21 protein-coding genes and 1 pseudogene are annotated in these 22,562 nt (G+C 69.6%); 15 read left to right on the top strand and 7 right to left on the bottom strand.

Annotated features, from left to right (window positions below; genetic code table 11):
- Positions 1-46: 46 nt before the first annotated feature.
- The 5 genes from WMF39_RS17920 (at position 47) to WMF39_RS17900 (ending at position 6,802) form a co-directional block, all read left to right on the top strand.
- The gene (locus WMF39_RS17920) at positions 47-730 is read left to right on the top strand and encodes a potassium channel family protein (protein ID WP_437746700.1); all 684 of its coding nucleotides are present in this window, start codon (positions 47-49) and stop codon (positions 728-730) included.
- A gap of 139 nt (positions 731-869) precedes the next feature.
- Positions 870-3,611 carry a TonB-dependent receptor domain-containing protein gene (locus tag WMF39_RS17915; RefSeq protein WP_437746699.1) on the top strand — a complete coding sequence of 914 codons (2,742 nt, stop codon included), beginning with the start codon at positions 870-872 and terminating at the stop codon, positions 3,609-3,611.
- Positions 3,611-4,981: a hypothetical protein gene (locus WMF39_RS17910; protein ID WP_437746698.1), complete on the top strand. Its 1,371-nt coding sequence runs from the start codon at positions 3,611-3,613 to the stop codon at positions 4,979-4,981. Before WMF39_RS17915 ends, WMF39_RS17910 begins: the two co-directional genes overlap by 1 nt.
- A gap of 2 nt (positions 4,982-4,983) precedes the next feature.
- Complete coding sequence (locus tag WMF39_RS17905; RefSeq protein WP_437746697.1) at positions 4,984-6,072, top strand: hypothetical protein; 1,089 nt, start codon at positions 4,984-4,986, stop codon at positions 6,070-6,072.
- A gap of 7 nt (positions 6,073-6,079) precedes the next feature.
- Entirely contained in the window at positions 6,080-6,802 is a 723-nt protein-coding gene (locus WMF39_RS17900) for a hypothetical protein (RefSeq protein ID WP_437746696.1), read from the top strand.
- Positions 6,803-6,937: 135 nt separating this feature from the next.
- Here WMF39_RS17900 and WMF39_RS17895 read toward each other — a convergent pair whose 3' ends face one another.
- A complete protein-coding gene (locus tag WMF39_RS17895; protein WP_437300257.1) occupies positions 6,938-7,147 on the bottom strand; it encodes an MbtH family protein in 210 nt (69 codons plus the stop codon).
- A 182-nt stretch (positions 7,148-7,329) separates the two neighbouring features.
- On the opposite strand from WMF39_RS17895, the gene WMF39_RS17890 reads away from it, so the two are divergent.
- From WMF39_RS17890 to WMF39_RS17880, 3 genes are all read left to right on the top strand, one after another.
- On the top strand, positions 7,330-8,190 hold the full coding sequence (locus WMF39_RS17890; RefSeq protein WP_437746695.1) for an SDR family NAD(P)-dependent oxidoreductase: 861 nt from the start codon (positions 7,330-7,332) through the stop codon (positions 8,188-8,190).
- 268 nt (positions 8,191-8,458) lie between these two features.
- A complete protein-coding gene (locus WMF39_RS17885; RefSeq protein WP_437746694.1) occupies positions 8,459-8,887 on the top strand; it encodes a hypothetical protein in 429 nt (142 codons plus the stop codon).
- 355 nt (positions 8,888-9,242) lie between these two features.
- Positions 9,243-10,580, top strand: a complete 1,338-nt coding sequence (locus tag WMF39_RS17880; RefSeq protein WP_437746693.1) for a hypothetical protein — start codon at positions 9,243-9,245, stop codon at positions 10,578-10,580.
- 28 nt (positions 10,581-10,608) lie between these two features.
- On the opposite strand, the gene WMF39_RS17875 is transcribed toward WMF39_RS17880, so the two are convergent.
- On the bottom strand, positions 10,609-11,544 hold the full coding sequence (locus WMF39_RS17875; RefSeq protein ID WP_437746692.1) for a LysR family transcriptional regulator: 936 nt from the start codon (positions 11,542-11,544) through the stop codon (positions 10,609-10,611).
- A gap of 104 nt (positions 11,545-11,648) precedes the next feature.
- Between WMF39_RS17875 and WMF39_RS17870 the strand changes: the two genes are divergently transcribed.
- Entirely contained in the window at positions 11,649-12,671 is a 1,023-nt protein-coding gene (locus WMF39_RS17870; RefSeq protein ID WP_437746691.1) for a zinc-dependent alcohol dehydrogenase family protein, read from the top strand.
- A gap of 112 nt (positions 12,672-12,783) precedes the next feature.
- On the opposite strand, the gene WMF39_RS17865 is transcribed toward WMF39_RS17870, so the two are convergent.
- From WMF39_RS17865 to WMF39_RS17855, 3 genes are read right to left on the bottom strand one after another with little or no spacing between them, the layout of a single operon-like run.
- On the bottom strand, positions 12,784-13,761 hold the full coding sequence (locus tag WMF39_RS17865; RefSeq protein WP_437746690.1) for a methyltransferase family protein: 978 nt from the start codon (positions 13,759-13,761) through the stop codon (positions 12,784-12,786).
- Complete coding sequence (locus WMF39_RS17860) at positions 13,758-16,106, bottom strand: glycosyltransferase (RefSeq protein ID WP_437746689.1); 2,349 nt, start codon at positions 16,104-16,106, stop codon at positions 13,758-13,760. The genes WMF39_RS17865 and WMF39_RS17860 overlap by 4 nt, the downstream gene beginning before the upstream one ends.
- Positions 16,103-18,781 (bottom strand): hypothetical protein, encoded by a 2,679-nt coding sequence (locus WMF39_RS17855; RefSeq protein ID WP_437746688.1) that lies wholly within the window; start codon positions 18,779-18,781, stop codon positions 16,103-16,105. The genes WMF39_RS17860 and WMF39_RS17855 overlap by 4 nt, the downstream gene beginning before the upstream one ends.
- Between WMF39_RS17855 and WMF39_RS17850 the strand changes: the two genes are divergently transcribed.
- The 5 genes from WMF39_RS17850 (at position 18,758) to WMF39_RS17830 (ending at position 21,584) form a co-directional block, all read left to right on the top strand.
- Complete coding sequence (locus WMF39_RS17850; RefSeq protein WP_437746687.1) at positions 18,758-19,054, top strand: hypothetical protein; 297 nt, start codon at positions 18,758-18,760, stop codon at positions 19,052-19,054. The two genes, WMF39_RS17855 and WMF39_RS17850, sit on opposite strands and share 24 nt — an antisense overlap.
- Positions 19,055-19,203: 149 nt before the next feature.
- On the top strand, positions 19,204-19,629 hold the full coding sequence (locus WMF39_RS17845) for a hypothetical protein (RefSeq protein WP_437746686.1): 426 nt from the start codon (positions 19,204-19,206) through the stop codon (positions 19,627-19,629).
- The gene (locus WMF39_RS17840; protein ID WP_437746685.1) at positions 19,626-20,723 is read left to right on the top strand and encodes an AAA family ATPase; all 1,098 of its coding nucleotides are present in this window, start codon (positions 19,626-19,628) and stop codon (positions 20,721-20,723) included. Before WMF39_RS17845 ends, WMF39_RS17840 begins: the two co-directional genes overlap by 4 nt.
- A complete protein-coding gene (locus WMF39_RS17835) occupies positions 20,716-21,291 on the top strand; it encodes a hypothetical protein (protein ID WP_437748169.1) in 576 nt (191 codons plus the stop codon). Before WMF39_RS17840 ends, WMF39_RS17835 begins: the two co-directional genes overlap by 8 nt.
- Positions 21,288-21,584 (top strand): hypothetical protein, encoded by a 297-nt coding sequence (locus WMF39_RS17830; protein ID WP_437748168.1) that lies wholly within the window; start codon positions 21,288-21,290, stop codon positions 21,582-21,584. Before WMF39_RS17835 ends, WMF39_RS17830 begins: the two co-directional genes overlap by 4 nt.
- Here the strand turns inward: WMF39_RS17830 and WMF39_RS17825 are convergent.
- Together WMF39_RS17825 and WMF39_RS17820 are read right to left on the bottom strand one after the other, a co-directional pair.
- Positions 21,562-21,693, bottom strand: a pseudogene (locus WMF39_RS17825) (hypothetical protein); the annotation flags it as partial. The gene WMF39_RS17830 and the pseudogene WMF39_RS17825 sit on opposite strands and share 23 nt — an antisense overlap.
- A 33-nt stretch (positions 21,694-21,726) precedes the next feature.
- A complete protein-coding gene (locus WMF39_RS17820) occupies positions 21,727-22,065 on the bottom strand; it encodes a hypothetical protein (protein ID WP_437748167.1) in 339 nt (112 codons plus the stop codon).
- A 155-nt stretch (positions 22,066-22,220) separates the two neighbouring features.
- Between WMF39_RS17820 and WMF39_RS17815 the strand changes: the two genes are divergently transcribed.
- Positions 22,221-22,445, top strand: coding sequence for a DUF4357 domain-containing protein (locus WMF39_RS17815; protein WP_437746684.1), 225 nt, complete (start codon positions 22,221-22,223; stop codon positions 22,443-22,445).
- Positions 22,446-22,562 lie beyond the last annotated feature (117 nt).

Below are 22,562 nucleotides of genomic sequence, written 5' to 3'. Positions count from 1 at the left end.
CGTTCGCGGCGCGGCGCCGTCAGGAGGCGGCGCGCGATACCGGACCATGAGATCGAAGAGCGTCCTCGTCATCGGGCTCGGCCGGTTCGGTACGTCGATCGTCGAGACCCTGTGGAAGAGCGGGGCGGAGGTGATCGCGGTCGACAACAACCCCGAGGCGGTCGACGCGGTCAAGGACAAGACCTCGGCCGCCTTCGTCGGCGACGCCACGGTGCACAAGGTGCTCGAGGGGATCGGCGCGCAGTACGCCGAGACCGCGATCGTGACGTTCGGCGAGCACTTCGAGCCGTCGGTGCTCTGCGTGGCCTCCCTGGTCCGGATGCGCGTGCGCGAGGTGATCGCCCGCGCCGCCACCGATCGCCAGGCCGACATCCTGCGCGCCGTGGGCGCCACCCGCGTGATCCAGCTCGAGACCGAGATGGGCCGCCGCGTCGGCGCCGACATCCTCACGCCGCTCGCCCAGGATCTGCTCGACCTGGCCAGCCACTACCGCGTGGTGCCCTGGGACGCGCACGGGCCGCTCGTCGGGCAGACGCTCGCCGGCTCGAAGATCCGGCAGCGGTACCGGATCAACGTGCTCGGCGTGCGGCCGCACAAGAGCAAGCTGCCCGGCGAAAAGCCGCGGCTCGAGGCGCCCACGCCGGACTACGTGATCCGGGACGGAGACACGCTGCTGCTCGTGGGCGACGGCGACGACGTGAGCCGGTTCGTGGCCGAGGTCGGGGGCTGATCGGCCTCCGTGCCCCCGGCGTCGAGGCGCCCCGAACAGGCCACCCGAGCACAATCCCGGCCACGCATTCCGGCTTTTCCCCTCGACCTCGATGTGCGAGAGCGCCAGGCACATGCGTTCTTCCACAGCGTCCTCTGCGATGCGCCTCGCTGTCTCGGAAGCGCTGCTGCTCGCGGTCGCGATGACCGCCAGCGCAGCGCGCGCGCAGCCCGCCGACGAGCCTCCGCCCGAGCCTCCGCCCGAGGGAGACGTGGGCGGGGCCTCCGTGCCTCGCGGCGGAGCCGGCGCGGTCGTCGTCCCCCAGCCGGGCACGGCCCAGCCGGCGCAGCCCACCGCCGTCAGCCCGCCGAAGCTGATCACGTACGCCCCGCCCGTGTATCCGGTCGAGGCCCAGCGCGCGGGCGTCGAGGGGAGCGTCATCCTCAAGCTCGACATCGACAAGACCGGGCGCGTCACCAAGGCCGAGGTCGCGACGCCGGGCGGACACGGCTTCGACGAGGCCGCGCTCGCGGCCGCGCCCGGCCTCGTGTTCGAGCCGGCGCGGCGGCCGGACGGCACGCCGGCGCCGGCGCGCATCCTCTACCGGTACGCGTTCACGCTCACCCCCAAGCCCGCCGACACGGCGGCGCCGGCGCCGCCCGCCGACGTCGAGACGGTCGTCGGGACCGTCCTGTCCGCGAGCACCGGCGAGGGGCTCCCGGACATCTCGGTCAGCCTCCTCCGGCCCGACGGCGGCCGCGAGGACGTGAAGACCGACCAGCGCGGCAAGTTCCGCTTCAAGAACCTCCCTCCAGGCAAGTACCGCGTCGAGGTCGCCGCCGCGGGGTTCGAGCCGTTCACGGCCGACGAAGACATCGCGGAGGGCGAGGCGATCGAGGTGCGCTACCGCATCTCGCTCGCGAAGCCCAAGGACGGTCAGGCGCAGGGCATCGAGGTGACCGTGCAGGGCGAGCGCCCGCCGCGCGAGGTGACCCGGAGGACGCTCGAGCGCCGCGAGATCGACCGCATCCCGGGGACCGGCGGCGACGCGCTGCGCTCGCTGCAGAGCCTGCCCGGCGTCGCGCGCAGCGGGTTCGGGCTGCTCATCGTGCGCGGGTCCGCGCCGCAGGACACGCTCACGTTCATCGATCGCACCCCGGTGCCGATCATCTACCACTTCGGCGGCCTCTCCTCGGTCGTGCCGACCGAGATGCTCGAGAAGATCGACTTCTACCCGGGCAATTTCAGCGCCGTGTACGGCCGCGCCATGGGCGGCATCGTCGACGTCGGGCTCCGCTCGCCGAAGCAGGACGGCAAGTACCACGGCGTCGTCCAGCTCGATCTCATCGACGGGCGCGTGCTCCTCGAGGGGCCCGTCCCGTACCTCAAGGACTGGAAGTTCATCGCGGCGGGCCGGCGGAGCTGGCTCGACGCGTGGCTCGGGCCCGTGCTCAAGGAGGCGGGCTCCAGCGTGACGCAGGCGCCCGTCTACTACGACTACCAGTTCGTCCTCGAGGGCCGCCCCTCCGCGAGCGAGCGCGTGCGCGCGAGCTTCTACGGATCGGACGACGCCTTCAAGATCACCCTGGACAAGCCGCCGGAGGACGAGCCGGCGCTGACGGGCGACTTTGGGCTGCACACCGCCTTCCAGCGCCTCCAGCTCAGCTACGAGAACCGCCTGGGGAACCGGGACAGGATCCTCTGGTCGCTGGCCCTCGGCAGGGACGTCTTCGACTTCGGGGTCGCGCCCTTCGCCTTCAACATCGTCACGAACTCGCTCGACCTGCGGCTGGAGTACTCGCACCGGTTCGCCAGGTTCCTCACGATGAACGTCGGGACCGACCTTACGAGCGGCATCGCGACGGTCAACCTCCACGCGCCGACGAGGCAGCCGGCGGGCCACCCGTCGAACCAGCCGTTCTCGACGCTCCCCGCGCAGGACCAGTCGTTCGACGGCCCGTACTCCCGGCCGGCCGCCTACGCCGAGTTCGAGGTGGTCCCCTCGCCGCGCGCGCGGATCGTCCCCGGGGTGCGCGTCGACTACGCGCTCGACACGCACACGCTCGACGTGAGCCCGCGGATCAACGCGCGCTACGACATCCGGAGCGGCTTCCCGCGGACGACGGCGAAGGGCGGCGTGGGCCTCTACTACCAGGCGCCCCAGTTCCAGGAGAGCGTCGAGCCGTTCGGAACGGCGGATATCAAGTCGAACCGATCCATCCACTATGGCCTCGGGGTGGAGCAGGAGATCACGCCGCAGATCGACGTGACGGTGGACGGGTTCTACAAGCAGCTCGATCGGCAGGTCGTCTTCTCGGCCGAGAAGGACGGATATGCCAACGACGGCACCGGGTACGCGGTGGGCGGCGAGGTGCTCTTGAAGTACAAGCCAGACGATCGCTTCTTCGGCTGGGCGGCGTACACCCTCTCGCGGTCGGTGCGCACGGACGGCCCCGGCGAGGAGGAGCACCCCACGCCATGGGACCAGACGCACGTGCTGACCGTGCTCGGGAACATGCAGCTCGGCCGGGGCTGGGAGGTCGGCGCGCGCTTCCGCCTCGTGTCGGGCAACCTGCAGACCCCCTATGTCTGCGATCCGGAGCAGAAGGGGTGTGATCCGAACCGGGTGAACGCGATCTACCATGCTTCCTCGGGCAAGTACTCGCCCTTCCCGCTCGGGGGCGACTACAGCGAGAGGATGCCGCTGTTCCATCAGCTCGACGTCCGCGTCGACAAGACCTGGCGATTCAAGAGGTGGCAGCTCGGGCTCTACCTGGACGTGCAGAACGTCTACAACTACCAGGCTGCGGAGGGCATCAGCTACAACTTCAACTACACGAAACGGGAGTACGTGACGGGGCTCCCCTTCCTGCCCACGCTCGGGCTGCGAGGAGACTTCTGATGAAACGGACCCGACTGCCCTCTCGCCGCGCGCTGCTCGCCGCGCTCTCGACCCTGGCCCTCGGCATTCCCTGCTGCTCGGGGAGCGACCTGGCTCCGTCGTCCGAGGTGGAGGGGCTCCGCATCCTGGCCGTGACGGCGGACAACCCATACCCGGCACGGGGCACGCCCGTGACGTTCCAGATGACGTACGCCGACGCGCTGGGCGACGCCGACGGCAACCCGCGGAACGTCGAGGTCACGTGGATCGGGGGCTGCGTGAACCCACCTGTCGGGGTGGACGCGCAGATCGGGTGCCTCGGGCAGTGGCTGGGCACCTACATGGCGGCAATGATCCCGCCGCAGGGAGGCGGAGGCGGCGGCGGCAACGGCGGCGGCAACGGCGGCGGCGCCAACGACGGCGGCGGCGGCGGCGGCAACGGCGGCAGCGCCGACGGCGGCAACCCCGGCGGCAACGGCGGCAGCGCCGACGGCGGCGGTGGCGCCAACGGCGACAGCGGACAGGAGGAGCTGACCGCTCTCTTCAAGCGACAGGAGCTCGAGTCGGCGCTGAGCGGCAAGCCCAACGCAGCGTCGTTCACGTGGACGCTATCCGGCGACATCCTCAGGCGCCCGGACGCAGGACACACCGCGACCGGAACGAAGTACTCGTCGGCCTACGTGTTGTTCGCCGTGTGCGCCGGCAAGACGCGGCCGTCTCCTGCGCTGTCCGCAGCGCTGGAGGCGGTGCTGCCGGCGGTGCTGGCAGGCGCTGAGCCGTCCGAGGCGATGGCCGCGGCGATGGCCGCGGCGATGGCAGACGGGATTGGGATTCCACTGGAGTGCGTCGACGAGGACGGGAGGGTGCTCGGTCCGGACAGCTTCGTCGTGGGCTACACGCAGGTGTTTCTCTTCCAGGATTCGGATCAACGAGCCAACACGAACCCGCCCATCGACGCGTTCACGCTGAAGCTGGACGGCAAGGAGGTCGCGCTCGGCGAGAGCGGCCTGCCCGTCGTGGAGCCGTGCATTCAGCCGGAAACGAAGGCGCAGGGATGCGGCCCGGCAGAGCCGGACGCCGACGACTGCACGACCTACGACATCGACGTGATCGTGCCGTCCAACGCCGCCGACGTGGACGTGGAGGCCACGGGGCTCGGGGGGCCGCCCGCGCACGAGGCGCTCTGGGTCGACTACTACACGGACGGGGGCGGATTCGACGGCGCGAGGCGCCTCGTGAGCGACGCGGTGACAGGCCCCGGCGAGCGCCACGGGACCACCTGGACGCCGCCCTCGAAGCCGGGGCGCGTGTCGCTGTGGGCGGTCGTCCACGACACCCGGGGCGGATCGAGCGTGAAGCAGATGGAAGTCGAGGTGCGGGAGAAGGAGTAGTCATGCCGCCGCTCGATCTGCACGTCGCCCTGTTCGGCGCCTCCGGCGCAGGCAAGACGGTCCTCCTGGCGGCCTTCTACCGGGCGCAGACGCAGCCCTCGTTTCAGATCGAGCACGCGTACAAGATCCAGGCGGTCAACAAGGCGCAGGGCAACCAGCTCCTCGGGCGCTTCTACCGCCTCGAAGAGGGCAGGTTCCCGGACGGCAGCACGCGCTTCGACGCGTACGAGTTCGACTTCTTCCCGAGGGACCTGCCGGAGGCGGCGGTCCGCATCCACTGGTACGACTACCCCGGGCGCTGGTGGGAGGACGAGCCGATCGACGCGGAAGAGCGGGAGGCGATGCGCCAGGGCCTGCTCAAGCTCGGCATGAGCCACGTCGGGATCCTCCTTGCGGACGGCGCGAAGTACCGGAGCGAGGGGACCGGCTACATCCGGTGGCTCTTCGAGCACTTCGCCGACGAGTGCGATCGGCTGCGCCGGACCAGCGCCGCAACGGGCGACGAGGTGAGCTTCCCGCGCGAGTGGATCCTCGCCCTCAGCAAGGCCGACCTGTTCCCGCCGGAGTACAGCGCGAGCGACTTCGAGCGCGAGGTCTGCCGGGACGCCGACGATCAGCTCGCCAAGCTCTGCGCCGTGCTCCGCGCCGAGCGCGCGTTCGGCCACCGCTTCATGCTGCTCTCGTCGGTCGCCGCGCCGGTCGACGCCGACGCGCAGGTCGACCCGGGCACCTCGCTCGGCGTGCGCACGCTCGCGCCCGCGGTCCTTGTGAGCACCGTCGAGGGCGCGGTCCGCGAGGCGCAGGCCACGCGGAAGGAGAGATCGGCTGGTGAGACGTTCTTCCAGGGGCTGCGCGATCTGGTGACGTTCGTCGACTCGCTCGACGATTTCCTCCCGAAGCGATACCAGATCGTGAGCAAGATCCTGCGGTTCGTCTCGATCAAGGACTTCGCGACCACGCGGCTCGACAGGCTCCAGAAGACCCGCGAGGGCGCGATCCGGAGGGGCGACGCGTTCACGGCGGTCCTGAGCGCGATGGCCGCGGCCCTGCGCAACGACGAGGGAGCGCGGGCCTACCACCAGAACCAGTAGGACAGCCATGCTCGCGCCCGCGCCAGCGTCCGTCGTCGAGACCTCGCGCCTCCTCTGGAGGACGCGCGGCGAGCACTGGGACTACGAGTTCATCTGCGTGCCCGAGATCCCGGCCCTCCCCGCCTGGCTCACGGCGCTCGAGGCCATGATCGGCGACGCCGACGCGAGCGCCGGAGAGCTCCGTTATGGCCTGCTCGAGATCGACGAGCCCGGGCCGAGAGGCCCTCTCGTGTTTCCCTATGTGGCGATGCGGTTCCTCGATCCGGCGCGGAAGGACTGGACCGGAAGGCAGGTCCAGCACTTCGCCGTGTGGTTCCCGCCGATCCCGGAGGAGGCGATCGAGGCGCTGCCCGGGGCGATCCCCGCCGACTGGCACCTTCGCGTGCTCGATGGCCTCGCGGGGACGTACGGCTCCGGCGAGGTGTTCGGGCTGCCCGAGGCGGCGATCCGCGCGTCGAGGCGGGGTGTTCCTGAGAGCCGGGCGGCGCGCGCGATGGCGATCGTGAAGCGCACGCCCCCGGTGGCGCTGCTCGAAGGCGAAGCCGCGCCCGCGCGGTGGAAGCGAGTGCCCACCGTAAAAAAAAAGTGCCTGGATCCTCCGGACGCGGTGAGCCTGCAGGTGGCAGGAGCAGGCGATAACGGCAAGCGCCCGGGACTCGGCTGCTTCGCGGTCAGTCTGCTGGTGATCCTCGCCGTCAGTCGACTGATGATCGGATGGGTGGCGGGCTGAGGCGGCCTCGCGGCGCGCGCGCCCTGGAGCTGGAGCACGCACGCGGGGAGCGGCCGCCGGGCGCGAGCTCCAGCCGGCGCGACTCGCCCCGTCAAGGGCCGAGAGGGCGGCCGGAGCGCGAGCGCGGGACGGCGGTCATTGACCGTCCATGGCCTGGCGCAGGCTCAGCGGCCGCATGTCGGTCCAGACCTTCTCGATGTGCTGGAGGCACGCTGCGCGCGTCCCCTCGGTGCCCTCGGCACGCCAGCCGAGCGGCAGATCACGGGTCGCCGGCCAGATCGAGTACTGTTCTTCGTGATTGACGACCACCCGGAAGATGGTCTCGCTGTCCTCGGAGTCGCTCATCGTGCACCTGCGCGGCTGTCGGCCAGCGCGCATGGTAGGAGCGGCCGCGGTGACATGCAAGCCATTCCTGGAGGTGGCCACTCACGCCGGAGGATCGTGGCCCGACCCGCCGGCGCCCACTATGCTCGCCCCGATCGCCGCGCCAGAGGCGGCGCGCCATCAACGCATGACGGAGATCTGCTGTGAATGACCATCCCGCATTGACACCTGGCCGCGCCGCCGTGGTGACCGGCGCCGCCAGCGGCATCGGCCTCGCGGCCGCCGAGCGCTTCGCGCGCATGGGCCTGAAGGTCTGTCTCGCCGACCTGGACGGACCGGCGCTGCACGAGGCCGCCGGGCGCGTCGCCGCCGCCGCGCCCGGCGGCCAGGCCGACGTGCGCGCGGTGCCGACCGACGTCGCCAGGCTCGAGGACGTGCATCGGTTGAAGCAGGCCGCCTACGACGCGTTCGGCGAGGTGGCGGTCCTGATGAACAACGCCGGAGTCGGCGGCGGCGGCAAGCCGTGGAAGGACATCGAGCGCTGGCGGCGGCTCATCGAGGTCAATCTGTGGGGCGTGATCCACGGCGTGCAGGCGTTCACCGAGGCGATGATCGCGCAGGGCACCGCCTGCGCCATCGTCAACACGGGCTCGAAGCAGGGCATCACCACCCCGCCCGGCGACGCTGCCTACAACGTCTCGAAGGCCGGCGTGAAGGTGCTGACAGAGCAGCTCGCCCACGAGCTGCGCAACGTGGCGGGTTGCAAGATCACCGCCCACCTGCTGATCCCGGGCTACACGTTCACCGGGATGACCGCGCGAGGTCCGGAGAAGCCCGCGGAGGCATGGACCGCCGATCAGGTGGTAGATCTGATGCTCGAAGGCATGGCCCGTGGCGACTTCTACCTGCTCTGTCCCGACAACGCGGTCACGCGCGAGATGGACGAGCGCCGCGTGCAGTGGGCGGCCGACGACCTGATCCGGAACCGACCTGCGCTGTCGCGCTGGCATCCAGAGTACGCCGAGGCGTTCGCCGCGTTCATGGCGGGCGCTGCGAAGCCCTGACGGGGCAGGCTGCCCGGAGCGCGCGCCGCTCGCAGGCGAGGCGGGATCGGCCCCGGGCAGCATAAAGATCCGTCGCTGTAACAGGAGAACTGCACAAGTTGTTTTCAGCCGCCCGAATTGAATGTTTCATTTCGCGTGATGGTCGGGCCCCTCACAACACAACAGCGCAGCGATCCTGGCCCGTCGCGCTGCTTCTCCTCTGGATGCAGATGGTGCGACGAGGTCCTCGACGAACGGTCGCCCGCGGCCCAGTGTACCCGCCAGCTGCATGGTCCCGCTCCCCGCCCGCCCGCTTCAGACCCACTGGTGTAGCGAGGGCACGGTAAAGATCTGGTGTCCCGCGCCGGCGCTGATGGTCACGTGTGTCACCGGGGTGCTGGTGGAGGCGGGCGCCGCGGCGATCGAGGAGGTGATGTTGCGGCGGGTCGCCGCGGAGGGCCGACTGCTGGTCTTCAATGACTGGGAGGCGATGACCGATTACGAGCACGTGACGCGCACGCGGCTGACCGCGGCGACGATTTCCGTCCTCCATGCGGTCGAGGGATGTCACTTCCTGCTCCAATCCAGGGTGGTCATCTTCGGGGTTCAGATCGCGAATACCGCCATCCGGAAGCTGACCGTCCATCCGTCGCGTGCGGTGTTCGAGCGCGCGCTCGAGGACGCGCTCCGCCAGCGTGCGCCGGAGGGCGCGGGGTAGTCCTCGGGGCGGCCCGCACAGCTGGCGGGAAGCTACGATCCGGATTGATCTTCATCTGTCGGCGTCCACGCGCTCCAGCTCGCGCCACCGCGTCGAGCGCTCGCCGCGGGGATCCCCGTTGATTTGGGGCATATTTTTTGGTAGCCCGACGGATCGGTAGTAGGGTGTCCCGCCATTCACAGCCCACGATAAGATTGTCGGCGTATTGAAATCGCTTTGCGCGGACCATGCTCTCGGGAGACCCACGTGAACATCAACATGACAAGTGGCGTGGTCGACGGCGGCGCCGATGCAGCCCTCGTGGATGTCGGAACGTGAACCCGCGTGTCCGATTCACCGCCGGAGGAGATTGTTCATGAGCACCTGGAAGACGCCCAGCGCAACCCTTGTCGTCTCTCTCTCGCTGGCCGGGGTCGCTGCGCCGGCCACGAGCAACGCGCAGCCGGCGGAGCCGGCTCAGCAGGCTGCGCCGGGCGCGGCCGCGCCGCTGCCCGTGGAGGAGCCGCGTCCCGCTCCTCCTCCGCCTCCGGTCGAGCAGAAGAAGGCCGACGACAAGCCTCTCGTGCGTGTCTACGGCATCGTCAAGCCCACGGTCGTCGTGGGGAACGGCCTCGAGTCCTTCGGCAACCCGAACTACTCCGCCCCGACGGCCGCGGTGAATCCGCTGTTCCTCGCCGATCCGGATGCCGTCGGCCTCACCTTTCAGGCGCAGCAGACGCGCTTTGGCGTGGCCGTCGGGGAGGGCACGCCCGTGAAGGGGCAGATCGAGGTCGATTTCGTCGATTTCGGCAAGTCCTCGCCGGCTCAGGGGATGAGCCTCCGCGTGCGTCAGGCGTTCCTGGATTGGTCTCCTGCCGACGGGCACAAGCTCACGCTCGGCCAGACATGGGATCTGTTCTCGCCGCTGAACACGCACACGTACAACCTCGTGGGTGGCCTGTTTCAGTCCGGAAATTCGGGCTTCATGCGCCACCAGCTCGCCTACGTCGGGAACATCGGCAGCGTCGAGGTGGGCGCCGCGCTCGGTCTGGTCAGCCAGAACGTCACGGCCATCCTCAACAACGTCGAGTACTCGCGCACGCCGACCGTCTCGCTTCGCGCGAGCTATCGCGCCGAGAAGACAGCATGGGTGGGCGCCTCGGTGATCGGCACGCGGCTCGCCTTCGACGCGAACCTGCCGACCGAAGAGGGGCGGCTGGCGCTCGGCGGCAACCTGTTCGGCGAGGTCACGAGCGGTTCGCTGAACGTGCGGGCCGAAGCGTACGGCGGTAAGAACCTCGCCAACCTGGGTCTCCTGACGCTCGGGCAGGGCTATCGCACGGACGACGTCGCCGAGGTGGGCGGCTGGGTGTCGGGGAAGGTCACGTTCGACAAGCACTCTTTGCACCTCGTCGCCGGGACCGCGATGGTGCTCAGCACCGACGAGATGCAGCTCGGCTACACGCCCGGAACCCCTGCGGCGGGCGGCGCGCCGGCCACCGCTCCCGCGCGCGTGGGCGCCAATGGTCCCGGCATCGAGCGCAACGTGACCCTGCGCGCGGGTTATGCCTTCGCGCCCCTGAAGGGGCTCTCGATCGTGCTCGAGCCTTCCCTGTTGCTCACGCGCCACAAGCTCGATCCGGCGGCGGCAGCGCAGCATGACGCCAGCCGCACGGGCTGGGGCGTCGAGGCGGGCGGGCTCTACCAGTTCTGACAGCGCTGACGGTCCCCGCGAGGAGCGCTCAACGTCGCCCGCTCCGCCGGCGCTCTCCCCGGCGCTCGGGCAAGGGTGGAGCGAAGATCTCCGCGAGAAAATCGACGAACACGCGCACCTTCGGCAACAGGTGCCGGTTCTTCGGATACAGCGCGTGAATCGGCCAGGTGGTCGTCGGGAATTCGTCGAGCACGGTCACGAGCGTTCCGGCGGCCAGCGCGTCCTTCGCGAGGAAGTCGAACATCGCGATGATCCCGCTCCCGGCGATCGCGAGGTGCCTCAGGACATCCACGTCATTCGCGTGGAACGGCCCGGAGATGGGCACCTCGAGCACGGCGTCGCCGTCTCCGGTCAGGAAGCGGAACCCTGTGGGCCGCCCGTCGCGCAGGTACCCGACGCACTCGTGGTGCGCGAGATCGGCCGGCGTCGCGGGCGCGCCGCGCCGCGCGATGTACGACGGCGCCGCGCAGTGGACGAGGCGGCTCGCGCCGAGCCGGCGCGCGACGAGGCTCGAGTCGCCGAGCGGGCCGATGCGCACGAGCAGGTCGAGCCCCTCGGCCACGGGGTCGACGTGTTGATCGCGCAGCGTCAGGTTGATCCGGACGTCGGGGTAACGCGCCGCGAAGCGCGGCAGGCTCGGCGCGATCACGTCCCGTCCGAGCGCCACCGGCGCGTCGACGCGCAGGAGCCCCACCGGCTTCTTGCTCGCGCGCGCGATCGCCTCGGTCGCCTCCCCTAGCTCCTCGACGATGCGGACGCAGCGCGCGTAGAAGGCCTGCCCGTCGTCCGTCAGGCGGAGCGACCGCGTCGTGCGCGCCAGCAGCGCCACGCCGAGCTCCTGCTCGAGGCGCATCACGCGCCGGCTCACCGCGGACGGCGTGACGCCGAGCCGGCGCGCGGCGCGCGAGAAGCTACCGGTCTCGACGGTGGCGACGAGCAGCTCGATCGCGGCGAGCGAGATCATGATCTGTGCTGAAATAGCACAGGTGACGTTCCCTCGCGCGGACTACCGCGCCCGGAGGAACGGATCTACGGATCGGGTGTCCAGGGAAGATTGGAGGACACGCCATGAAGACTGTCATCATTCGGAAGAACGCCTCGGAATCGGACGCGTGGACGCTCGCCGAGCGCCCCGCACCCACGCCCGGTCCGGGGCAGGTGCTCGTGCGCGTCCGCGCCGCGTCGATCAACTACCGTGACCTCATGGTCGTGCGCGGGCTGTACGGCGGGGAGCGCAAGGACGGGCTCGTCCCGCTCAGCGACGCGGCGGGCGAGGTGGTCGCGATCGGAGCGGGCGTGCGGCGCTGGAAGGAGGGAGATCGCGTGATCTCGACGTTCTTCCCGACGTGGGATTCGGGGCCGTTCCGCAGGGAGTATCGCACCACGACGCTCGGTGCGGGCGGGAACGACGGGGTGCTCGCGGAGCTGGTGGTGTTCGGGGAGGACGCGATCGTCCGCGCGCCGGCGCACCTTGGGTTCAACGAGGCGGCGACGCTGACGTGCGCTGGGGTGACGGCGTGGACAGCGCTGTTCGAGTCGGGGCCGCGGCCGGCGCCGGGGGCGACGGTGCTTGTCCAGGGGACCGGCGGAGTGTCGCTGTTCGCCGCGCAGCTGGCGCGCGCGGCGGGGCTGCGCGTGATCGCCACGTCGTCCAGCGCGGCGAAGATCGAGCGGCTGCGCGCGCTCGGGGTGACCGAGGCGATCGATTACAGGAAGCAGCCGGAGTGGCACGAGGAGGTGCTGCGGCTGACGGGCGGCGAAGGGGTGGACCGGGTGATCGAGGTGGGCGGCGCGGGGACGCTGCCGCGATCGATGCAGGCGGTGAAGACGGGGGGCGTGGTGAGCTTGATCGGGCTGCTCAGCGGGCTGGGGAGCCAGATCGATCCGATGCCGATCCTGTTCCGGGCGATCCGCGTCGAGGGGACCGTGGTGGGGTCGCGGCAGGCGACCGTGGAGCTCGGGGCGGCGCTCGAGCTGCACGGGATCCGGCCGGTGGTTGATGAGGTCTTTCCGATCGAGCGGGCGAACGAGGCGCTCGCGAAGCTCGCGGCAGGGAAGCACTTCGGCAAGGTGGTGATCGGGATCGACTGAGCGAAGCGACGGCAAGGAGGGAGTGGCAGCAATGGCCGAGCCACCTCACCCTGGCAACGCCACCAGCAGATGCGCAGCGGTCCCGCGTACTCGATCGCCGCGTCCGAGAGCGTCAGCGGATCGCCGGCTCGCAGCGCAGGTGTTCACCGCGGCTCGTGGTGCACCACCTGCCGTCCGCTGCCCCTTCGAGGATGCCGAGCTCGCCCAGCGCACGCAGAAGGCGGCGCGCCCGCTCCTCTGGCAGGCCACAATGCGCTGCCACTTCGGCCTCTGTCGCAGGCAACACCTCGATGACGCCGAGCTCCACCGCTGCCGCCAGGGTCTCGGTCTTCCAGAGACCCACCAGATCCGCAGAGAGCGCCGCGAGCTCGCTCCGCAAAGGGGCCCGCAGCACGTTCACCGTCCGCCCGGTCTCATCGATGATCTCCAGCGATCCATCGAGGCGCTCGACACGCGCCTGGCCATTGTAGAACGGCTCCACCATGGCGAACCGCTGAGCATACGCAGGCTGCCCGCGGCCATCCACGTGCATCCACCCCCGCTCGTCGCGGGCGCGCGCAAAGCCCTTGTGGAACACGTCCAGGTCGAGATAACGGCGACCGTGGACGAGCTCGCCGCGCGCATCGATATGCGTGGAGCGGCCATCCTCGCCCTGTGCGACCGCGGCGCCGTCGCGGTAATCGCCCGCGTAGCGCCACCGCGCCGCATACAGGGGACGCCCGGCCTGATCGATGTGGCTGTAGAGTCCCTCGCTGTCGCGGACCACGCACCGACCGTCCTGGTAGTTGCCGCACCAGGAGTACCGCTCTGGATAGAGCTCGGCGCCATCCGGCAGGATGTGATGCCAGCCCTCGGGAGCCGAGACGGCAGCGCGCCCTTCATAGAAACCGAATGTCCGCTCGAACCTCCGCGCATAGGCGGGCTCCCCGCGCGCATCGATGTGCCAGGCCGTGCTGCCGCACCGCGCGGGCGAGAGGCCCGGGGCGTGGAACGCGAGCACCTCCTCGAAGCGTGCGGAGTACATCGGCTCGCCGTCCACGAGGTGGTGCGTCCTCGCCGGGGCGACCCGGGCACATCGCCAGTCGTTCATGGCTCACCGGCCGGCCGCCGCATGTTGCACCCAAGGCAGAGCGCGCGGCTCCGGTAGGTCTTGAGCATCCGCTGGTAAGGCTCGCCGTTCCATATCTCCATCAGCCCCGCCTCGTGGAGATTGCCGAAATCGCCGAGCGTCCTGCGCTCCGCGTCGGGTGCGCAGCACGGGTCGAAGCGTCCCTCGGCGCTGATCCACACCTCCTGCCCAAGAAACGGGCAGCGACCTCCCGGGGCCAGGTCGTCGGGGGCCGACTCGTCGAGCAGGAAGATGTTCTCCAGCAGCACGTGCTTGCCGTTCGGCAATGCGCGCTCCGACGCCGCCTCTCGCGCGGCCAGCACGGCCTCGTTCCAGCGCCGGATCGCCCCGGCATCGCGGCGCATCGAGAGCGGCTTGATCTCCTCGAAGTGCGCCCACAGGTGATGTCCCTTGACGCGGTCCACGCCGAGGCGGATCGCGAGCCGCACGATGTCGGCGAGCTCGGCGACGTTCGCCTCCAGGAACGTGAGCTGGAACGTGACCCTGCAGCGGTTCCCGCCGTCGGCGGCGTGCGCGTCGCGGACGGCGATGAACGCCTGCACGTTCTCGAGCACGGCTTCCCAGCGGGCTCCAAGCATGATCAGCTCGTGCGTCTGCCGCGTGGCCCCGTTCCAGGAGATCTTCACGTCGGAGGTGATCGGCACGAGCCGTTCGGCCCATTCCCGGGCCCCCCGTCGCGGGAAGGTCCCGTTCGTTGTCAGGTTGAGCTTGACCCCGTGCTCCCGGCAGATGTCGACGATCTCGTCGAAATGGTCGTACAGGAGCGGCTCACCCATGGTGGAAGGGATCACCTCGCGGAGGCCACGGCCGGCCGACTGGGCGATCACGCGACGCACGAGCTCGATCGGCATCAACCGGCGCGGCTTTCCAGCAGCCTTCCGCGCCTCCTGCAGAGGGCTGTAGGGCGAGTGCTCCTCGCACATGATGCAGCGGAGGTTGCAGGTGTCCGGGTTCGTGTCGAACGTGATGCGCCACGGCCCCTGGCCGGGCTCGATCCGAGCGGCGTCGCGGCGGGCGATGACCTCGGCGTAGATGCGCTCCATCGCCTCGACGTGGCCTGCAAGGTCGGGCACGTGTCCGGACTCGGACTGCGCGTACCCGCGCTGGCCGAAGCGGCGGGCGAGCGCCGGATCGTCTGCGAGGCGCTGCATCTGGCGCGCCATCGAGGAAGGGTCGCGGTGCTCGAAGAGGAGGCCGTTGACCTCGTGGTGCACGTACTCGGCCATGCCGCCGGCGTTCGCGGTGATCACCGGCACGCGCGCCTCCAAGGCCTCGTGGATGACGAGCGGCGAGTTCTCGACCCAGATCGATGGCACGACGATGCAATCGACCCTGTCGAAGACGTCGCGCACGATATCCTTGTTGCGGTACTCGGGCAGCCACTCCACACGAGCGCCGGCGTCGCCCGGAAGTCGTTGCGCGATCGCGCGGAGCGCTTCGGTGTCCTGCCCGCGCGGCCGGCCCCAGATGCGGAGCCGAGCGTCTCCCCTCACCTGCCCAAAGGCCTCGAGGAGCTGGTGGATGCCCTTCGCGGGGATGTGCGTCCCGATGTACCCGAAGGTGAACGGCTCCCCCGGGGTTCGGGCGCGCCCGACGAGGCGGGAGAGATCGAAGCCATAGTCCAGGTAGACCAGCTTGCGCTCGGGCAGACCGAACGCCTCCCGGTACCGGCGCTCCAGGTAGCGCGCGGGCGCGATGAACACGTCGACGAGATCGGCCATCTCGCGCACGTGGCGCATCCGGCGCGCGACCCAGCCTGTCCAGTACGCGACGTCTTCCTCACGCTCGTCCGGCGCGCCCGAGAAGAAGCGCGCGTAGCAGCGCTCGGCGCATTTCCGGTCCTCTTGGCCGTCACACGCCGCCCAAAGATCGTCCGGGTTCGCTGGGTGCGTCTGCATGAACTGCCCGCGCGGGCACATCACCCAGTAGTCGTGCAGCGTGTACACGATGGGGATCCCTCGCCCGGCGGCCTCCGTGACGAGCGAGGTCGAGAGGTGATTGAGGTGGCCGATATGGACCACGTCGGGACGGAGTCGGTCGCAGAGCTCGGCGAAGCGCTGGTCGACGCCGGCGTGCCGGTAGCCGTCTCGAACGCGCGGCGTGTTGACGAGGTGGAGCGAGATGCGCGGATCGTCGGTGTCCTTCTCGTGGCGGAGCGCGAAATCCGGCGCGAACGGGTCCTCCTCGCGCGTGAATACGTGGACCTCGTGGCGGCCGGCGAGCCCGCGACAGAGCGTCTGCGTGTAGACCTCCGAGCCTGCGTTGTAGCGCATCGGGTAGCCGTGGATGACCTGTAGGATCTTCATGAGCTCTCCTCGACACGGCCGTAGGATTCCAGCTCTCGCCAGAAGTCGCGCCTCTTCAGCCCCATCTCGCTCGCTTCCTGACGAGCCAGGTCTGCCTGCCGGCGCGCGCCGATCTGGTCTCCTTGTGCGCAGCAGAGCCGTGCGCGAAGGACGTGGAGCCATGCGACACGGACGCGATAGCGCATCTCCAGCAGAAGCGCCTCGGCCGCATCGAGCTGCCTGGCCGCCTCGGGAAGAATGTTCTCGACGAGGGCTACACGGGCCGTGGTGAGCGCCGCGGCGGCTTCGCTGAGGCGGAAGCTACGGCCTTCGGAGATCCGGCGCGCCTCATCGAGATGCTTCCGGGCCAGGTGAGTATCCCTCTCTGCCCAGAACGATGCACAATCGACGAGACAAGAGGCGAGGTGGTCCCAGCGCCCGGCATCTCGGACGAGCGACACGGCTTCCTCGAAGCGCCGGCTCGCCTCGTCCGGCCGCCCAAGCGCAACGAGCGTCCGGGCGAGCACGCGGGCGGACAGACCGCGGTTGAGCAGCGAACCAGCATCGGGATCATCACCGTGGGTCAGCTGGTAGGCCCGCACCGCGCGGTCGTGGGCGAGATCCACCTCATCAAGGTCGAGCAGCAGCGCGGCGTGGCTCGCGAACGGGTAGTGCGCCACACCCATCTGACCCGCCATCTCCCGATCCCGGATCTGCTCGATCGCCTCGTAGGCCGCGCGGGCTTCGTGCAACCGACCGAGCCGGTGCATGAGGTAAGCTCGGAAGTCACGCACATTGAGGCGAGGACGCAGCTCACCAGAAGCATCGGCGTGGCGCACAGCGCTCTCCGCGGACTCGAGCGCCCCCATGAGGTTGCCTCTCAGCGAGTATACGGAGGCCAGGTTGCGCGCAGACTCTGCTGCTCCTGCTGAATGGCCGGCATCAACCGCCGTCCGAACGGCGCGCTCGAGGAGGCGCACGGAGTCGGACGTCTCCCCGTGCACACGGAGGAGCACCCCCGCGCTGTTTTCGAGCCAATATCGCTGCGAGGGGGGAAGGTCCCCCAGAACATGAAAGGTGTTCCGAGCGAAGAAGGCGAAAAAGGCGCGCCGGTCTTCGGCCACTGCGCCGTGCAGCTTGAGGCTGGTGTGGCGCTCCCCCTGTCGAATGCGGTCGTGCAAGACTTCGAACGATTCGGCCCATCGCCGAGCTTGAACGCCGTGCGCGACGGCTGCATAGAGTAAATCGAGTTCCTCGCGGCGGACCGCGCCCCCGACCGCGGGAGATGCCAGGCTGCGAAACCGCTCGAACAGGCGCTCATGTGCGGAACGGACCCCGGCGGGATCGCTCGCCTCGAGCCGGCGTCGCCAGTAGCCGCGCACGAGAGGGTGCTGATCCCAGGCACCCGCTTCGGTCTTCAGGAGGAGCGCAGTTCTCTCGAGACGCGCGCAGGTTCGCCTGAGATGTTCGGGTGAAGCATCGCCGAGCGCCGCCGCAAAGCCCGGGACACTTGGCGGGGCGCCGAGAGCGGCGAGCGTGGCGAGATCGGTGGGCCGCTCGCAGAGCGCGACGATGCCGAGCACGGCGCGCTCCTCGGGCTTCAAGCGCTCTTCATAGAAGGAGAGGATGCGCTGGATCCGGCCGCCGTCGTCGATATCCTCCGCGCCGAGATCAAGACGGTCGGCCACGAGGACGTCGCCTCCGTGCGCCTCGCTCAGGTAGTCGGCCACGAGGGCGAGCGAGAGGGCGTGGCGGCGCAGGCGATCGGCCAGGCGCCCGAGATCCTCGTCGGACCCGCGCACGTCTCGGCTCCGCAGCACCTGGATGGCAGACGCGCGGTCGACGGGGCCGAGTTGGATGCGGCGGACGCCGGCACCTCCGAGCTCGAAGGGGGGACGCGTGGTGATCACGCACAGCCCGCCGTACATCTGAGATGCCAGATCGCGAACGAGGATCCCCATGTGCCTGTCGATCAGCTTTCCTCGGGCGTCCTGCAGCGGCTCTAGCCCATCGATGACCACGATCGTCCGGCGATCGCGCACGCGCCGGACCAGCCGGCTCACGTTCTCCATGGGATCTGCCGAGGGGGTCTCTCCGATCGCAGCGAGCAACACGGACACCGCCGCCGACGCAGACGGCGCTCCCCCGCCGTCCTGATCTTCGATGGAACAAGAGATCACGGCTTCGACCCCGCCATAGACCGGTTGCATGCCGTCGAGCCAGGTTCGGACGAGCTGCGTCTTGCCGGCCCCCCCTTCGCCGATCACGACGACGACTTGGACGGCGTCATTCACGAGCGCGTCATCCAGCGATCGCTTCTCCTGCTCGCGGCCCACGATCGCTCGTTCAGGCGGAGGGAGGCGGCCGAGCGCGACACACCTCGGACCGAGTCGCGCCGCCCGCAGCGCCTCGCCGACGCGACGCGCGATCGCGACGAGAGCTTCGCCGGCGTCGGTGACGGTCGCCACCGCGGGATCGAGGATCGGCCCGAAGCGACGGAGTACCTGGTCTTGGTCGTCGACGCAGGCCCTCCAGCGCACGAGCGAGACTTCGGCGCGCCTCCGGTGAATGAGGGCACGATGGGCGACCCTGCGCCATGCAGACCAGTCGAGCAGCCGCGCGGAGACAAGGATGACGACATGGGTCGCCGCGCGGAGGCGCTCCTCGATCCCGTGCTCCACGTGCTCGCCGCCCACGAGGCAAGAGTCCAGCACCTCGCCACCTTCTCCGCGGCACACCTGCTCGATGTGAGGCCGGAGAGCCCTCGCGCCGTCGTCGTCCTCCGGGCAGTGAAGCAGAAGCAGCTGCATGCGGACGAGAGATTCGCACGGAACACACTCGGCAGGACACCCTGCCGTGCGTTCCGTCCCCTGCGCAAAGACCTCGCCGGCTTCGTTCGAGAAGCGTGCCTGCTCGCTGCACGCCCGCTCGCCTACCTCGCCCACCAGCGCGACGTGATCCTAGCCTAGCGCCAAGGTCCGCCAGCGGAGCGACGACAGGATGTGCTTCGACCAGACGACGGCCGGGCCGCTCGGTCAGGCGCGACAGACCGCGCCGCGTCGAACCGCTGGCGAGGGTCCGATCTCGGAGGCTTCGTGGTACAGGAACGTCTTCTGCCATGCCGACGAGTCCCCTCAGCCCGCTCAGCTGGACCCTGCGCGAGATCGCCCGACTCGAGCGCGGTGGCCCGCGCCCGCCTCGGGAGGGCGGCAACATCGCAATGACCGACCCGCAGGTCGGCGCGCTTCAGGCCCAGCTCGCGGCGCTCGGCAGCTGGCCGGCGGGTCTCGCGGGCACCCCCCGCGCCCCGGTGCGCGACGCGCGGACCGCCAGGGTCACCGTGCTCGGCCAGCCCTCCTTGCTCGGCCCGCTGGGTCTCATGGCCTGGCTCTCCGGCTTCTACGAGCGCGCCCGCGGCGGCAAGCACGGCCTGGCGGTGCTCGCGGTGCCCGGCGGCATCCACGAGGACCGGGTGTGCCTCAACGAGAAGTACAACCTGCCGTACACGCCCGACATGGCGGCCGTGTACCTGGAGACGTCGTGATCACCCGCATCTACATCGACAACTTCCGCACGCTCGTCAATTTCGAATGGAAGCCGGGGAAGCTCGCCCTGCTTCTCGGCGAGAACGGGTCCGGCAAGTCCTCGGTGATCGATGCCTTGTGGGGCATCCGCGCGCTGGTCGCGGAGCAGGGTGAGCTCCGGCGCTGGTTTCCCGGTGTCTCTCGCGCGCGGTGGGAGAAGAGGTTCGACCTGAGCATCGAGCTCGACGTGCAGATCGAGCAGCACGCTTATACCTACAAGCTGACGATCGAACACAGCCCACACGAACCGAACAAGAGCCACGTGAAGCGTGAGACCCTCCAGCTGGGGGACCGGCTGCTCATGGAATTCGCCATGGGGGAACTGCAGCTCTTCCATGACGACGGCGCCCACGGTCCCCGCGTCAGCGGTGACTGGGCCCGCTCCGGGCTGGGCGCCATCGCGGCCGGAAAGGACAACAAGCGCCTCACGGCGTTCAAGCGATGGCTGCGTGACGATCTGTGGTTTCTTCGACCGGATCCGCGCGCGATGTCCTCGCGCACGGACGAAGAGGCGGACGAGCTCACCCCGGACCTGTCCAACTTCGCTTCCTGGCTTCCTCGATGGATAGCACAGGATTTCAGCGGGGCGATGCGCGCCACCCAGGCTCTCCAGCAGGTGCTGGATGGCTTCCAGGCGCTGCAGGTCAGTCGAACGGCGCCGAAGCTCGAGGCGACGTTCCTTCTGGAGGACAGCAGCCCGTACGTGGTGGACTTCTCCGAGCTCTCCGAGGGGCAGCGGCAGCTCTGCAGCCTGTACTTCCTGAGACACGCCGTCCTGCAGCCGGGCAGGCTCGTCATCTTCGATGAGCCCGACAACTACGTCGCGCTTCGCGAGATCCAGCCCTGGTTGAGCGAGGTGCTCGAGCTCTCGTTGTCGGCGAGCGGGCCGCAAGTATGGTTCATCAGCCACCACCCGGAGCTGCTCAACCAGCTCGCTCCGTCGCACGGGACGAGGTTCTTCCGCGGTCGAGGGCCCACGCGCGTCGCGCCGTTCGCTGGCGCCGAAGGATTGACTGCTGCCGAGACGGTCGCGCGCGGGTGGGACGGTGAGTGATCGCGCGCAGTTCGTCGTGCTCTGCGAGGACTTGCAGGCGCAGGTGTTCATCTGCCGGGCGCTCGTCCGGGCGGGCGCGAACCCCCGGCGCATCCGGAAAGTGCCTCTCCCGTCGACCGTCAGCGGGGGAGCCGGTCACGGCTATGTCGTCGCGAGCTACCCTCGCGAAGTGAAGGCGTTTCGCAGGCAGAACGCCAGCGCCTCGACAGGGCTGGTCGCGCACATCGACGCGGACCCTACCCATACGGTCGCCGCGCGCCACGCGCAGCTCGCGGCGGAGCTGAAGGGATCCGGTGAGGCGCCTCGCGGCGAGAAGGAGCCGATCGCGGAGCTGGTGCCGAAGCGCAACATCGAGACATGGATCTACGCGCTGGACATGTCGCGGTCTGTTCCTGAAGGGCAGCCGCTCGATGAGGTGGAGGCGTACCCCAAGCTCCCTTTCGAGAGCGAATGCGCCGGCGCTGCCGAGGCGTTCGCGGACCACGCTCGCCTGAGCACGATTCCGCAGCGGGCGGGTTCGGTCCCGTCGCTGCTCGACGGCATCGCCGAGTTCCGGAGGCTCCCGTGAAACCCGAGACCTACAGCGCGCTGCTGAAGGACCTGCAGAAGCTTCAGAAGGCGATGGTGGCCGCGCAGATCGAGGTGGTGCGGCGCGATCCGGCCGTCTTCGGGAAGCTCGCGCGCCTGCACGCCGAGGCCGAGGCCGGCGGGCGGCTCGACGACTTCGTGGGCACCGCCGTGCGCAAGAGCGCAATCGAGGGCGCCACGGCTCGGGGCGTCGTACACGGGCGACGTCGATCCCGTCGAGCAGCATCGCCAAGCCGGTCGAATCCATCTCGACCGCCGTACCGTCCTTGCTGACCGGCGGCACTCGAAAGCAGCCTCGCTCGAGGCGCTTGTAGTAGAGGGCGCCGCCCTCCACCTCCGCCACCAACTGCTCCCAGAGTTGCTGCTCTCGGTGCTGACCCATGCTCGCCTCCAGCCAGCCAGGTCACGCCGACGCTCAATGCGTCGCCAACTGGACGGTTACGATCATGCAGTTCCACGGCGGCATGGGCGACGACGCCCGCGACGAGGTGCAGCGGGCGTTCAACAGCGCGCCCGACGAGCACCCCGTGCGCATCCTTGTCGACATGAAGGGTCGCGACGCTTCCATCCAATCGCGCCAGCTCCCTCCTCGGCCCCAGCTCAAGGCCCCGGACGTCGGCGCGAGCACCACGGCGTTCTTCCCGTCGAGGATCGCCTCGCCCGCCATTTCCTGGACGGGCCGCAGGCTGGTCCAGCCCAGGCGGGACACGATGGCCTGCTGGAGGCGGGCGGGAACGCGCGCGAACGCCGTCATGTGCGCCCGCGGTCCGCGCCGCCCTCCCGCGTGCGAAGCCGGACCCGGCGGGCGACACGAACGAGATAGTTCTCGAGCCTCGATGGGAGGACGCGAGGGCCGAGTGCGTCGCGCGCGAGGGCCAGTTTGTCCTCCGCCAGGGCTCCTCGGCGCGGGTGAGGGAGGTCGAGTCCCTCGGCGACGGAGCACGCGCGCTTCGCAAGAACCTTCGAGACGCCGGGGTACTCGTGCCGGCCAACGGGAACCCGAACCTGTTCCGGTTCACTCAGGAGTACGCCTTCGATTCACCTTCTGGAGCAGCGGCCGTCGTGTCTGGCACCGGGCTCAATGGGCGTGTTGCCTGGAAGCTAAAGAACGAGGGGATCTCGTACAAGGAATAGCAGGAGAAGCTCGTCGCTTCGGAAGCAAGCGATGCCTCGTAGGCCGGCGAACATGGATGCACCCGAGCGCAGCTTCCTGCGCCTTCCTGTCGTCCCACCAATGGCGGCCCGGAACGA

Source organism: Sorangium sp. So ce1504 (assembly GCF_051521635.1).
GTDB lineage: Bacteria > Myxococcota_A > Polyangia > Polyangiales > Polyangiaceae > Sorangium > Sorangium cellulosum_B.
The sequence above is the reverse complement of the archived record's forward strand: the minus strand, read 5'-3'. Positions and strand labels throughout refer to the sequence as shown.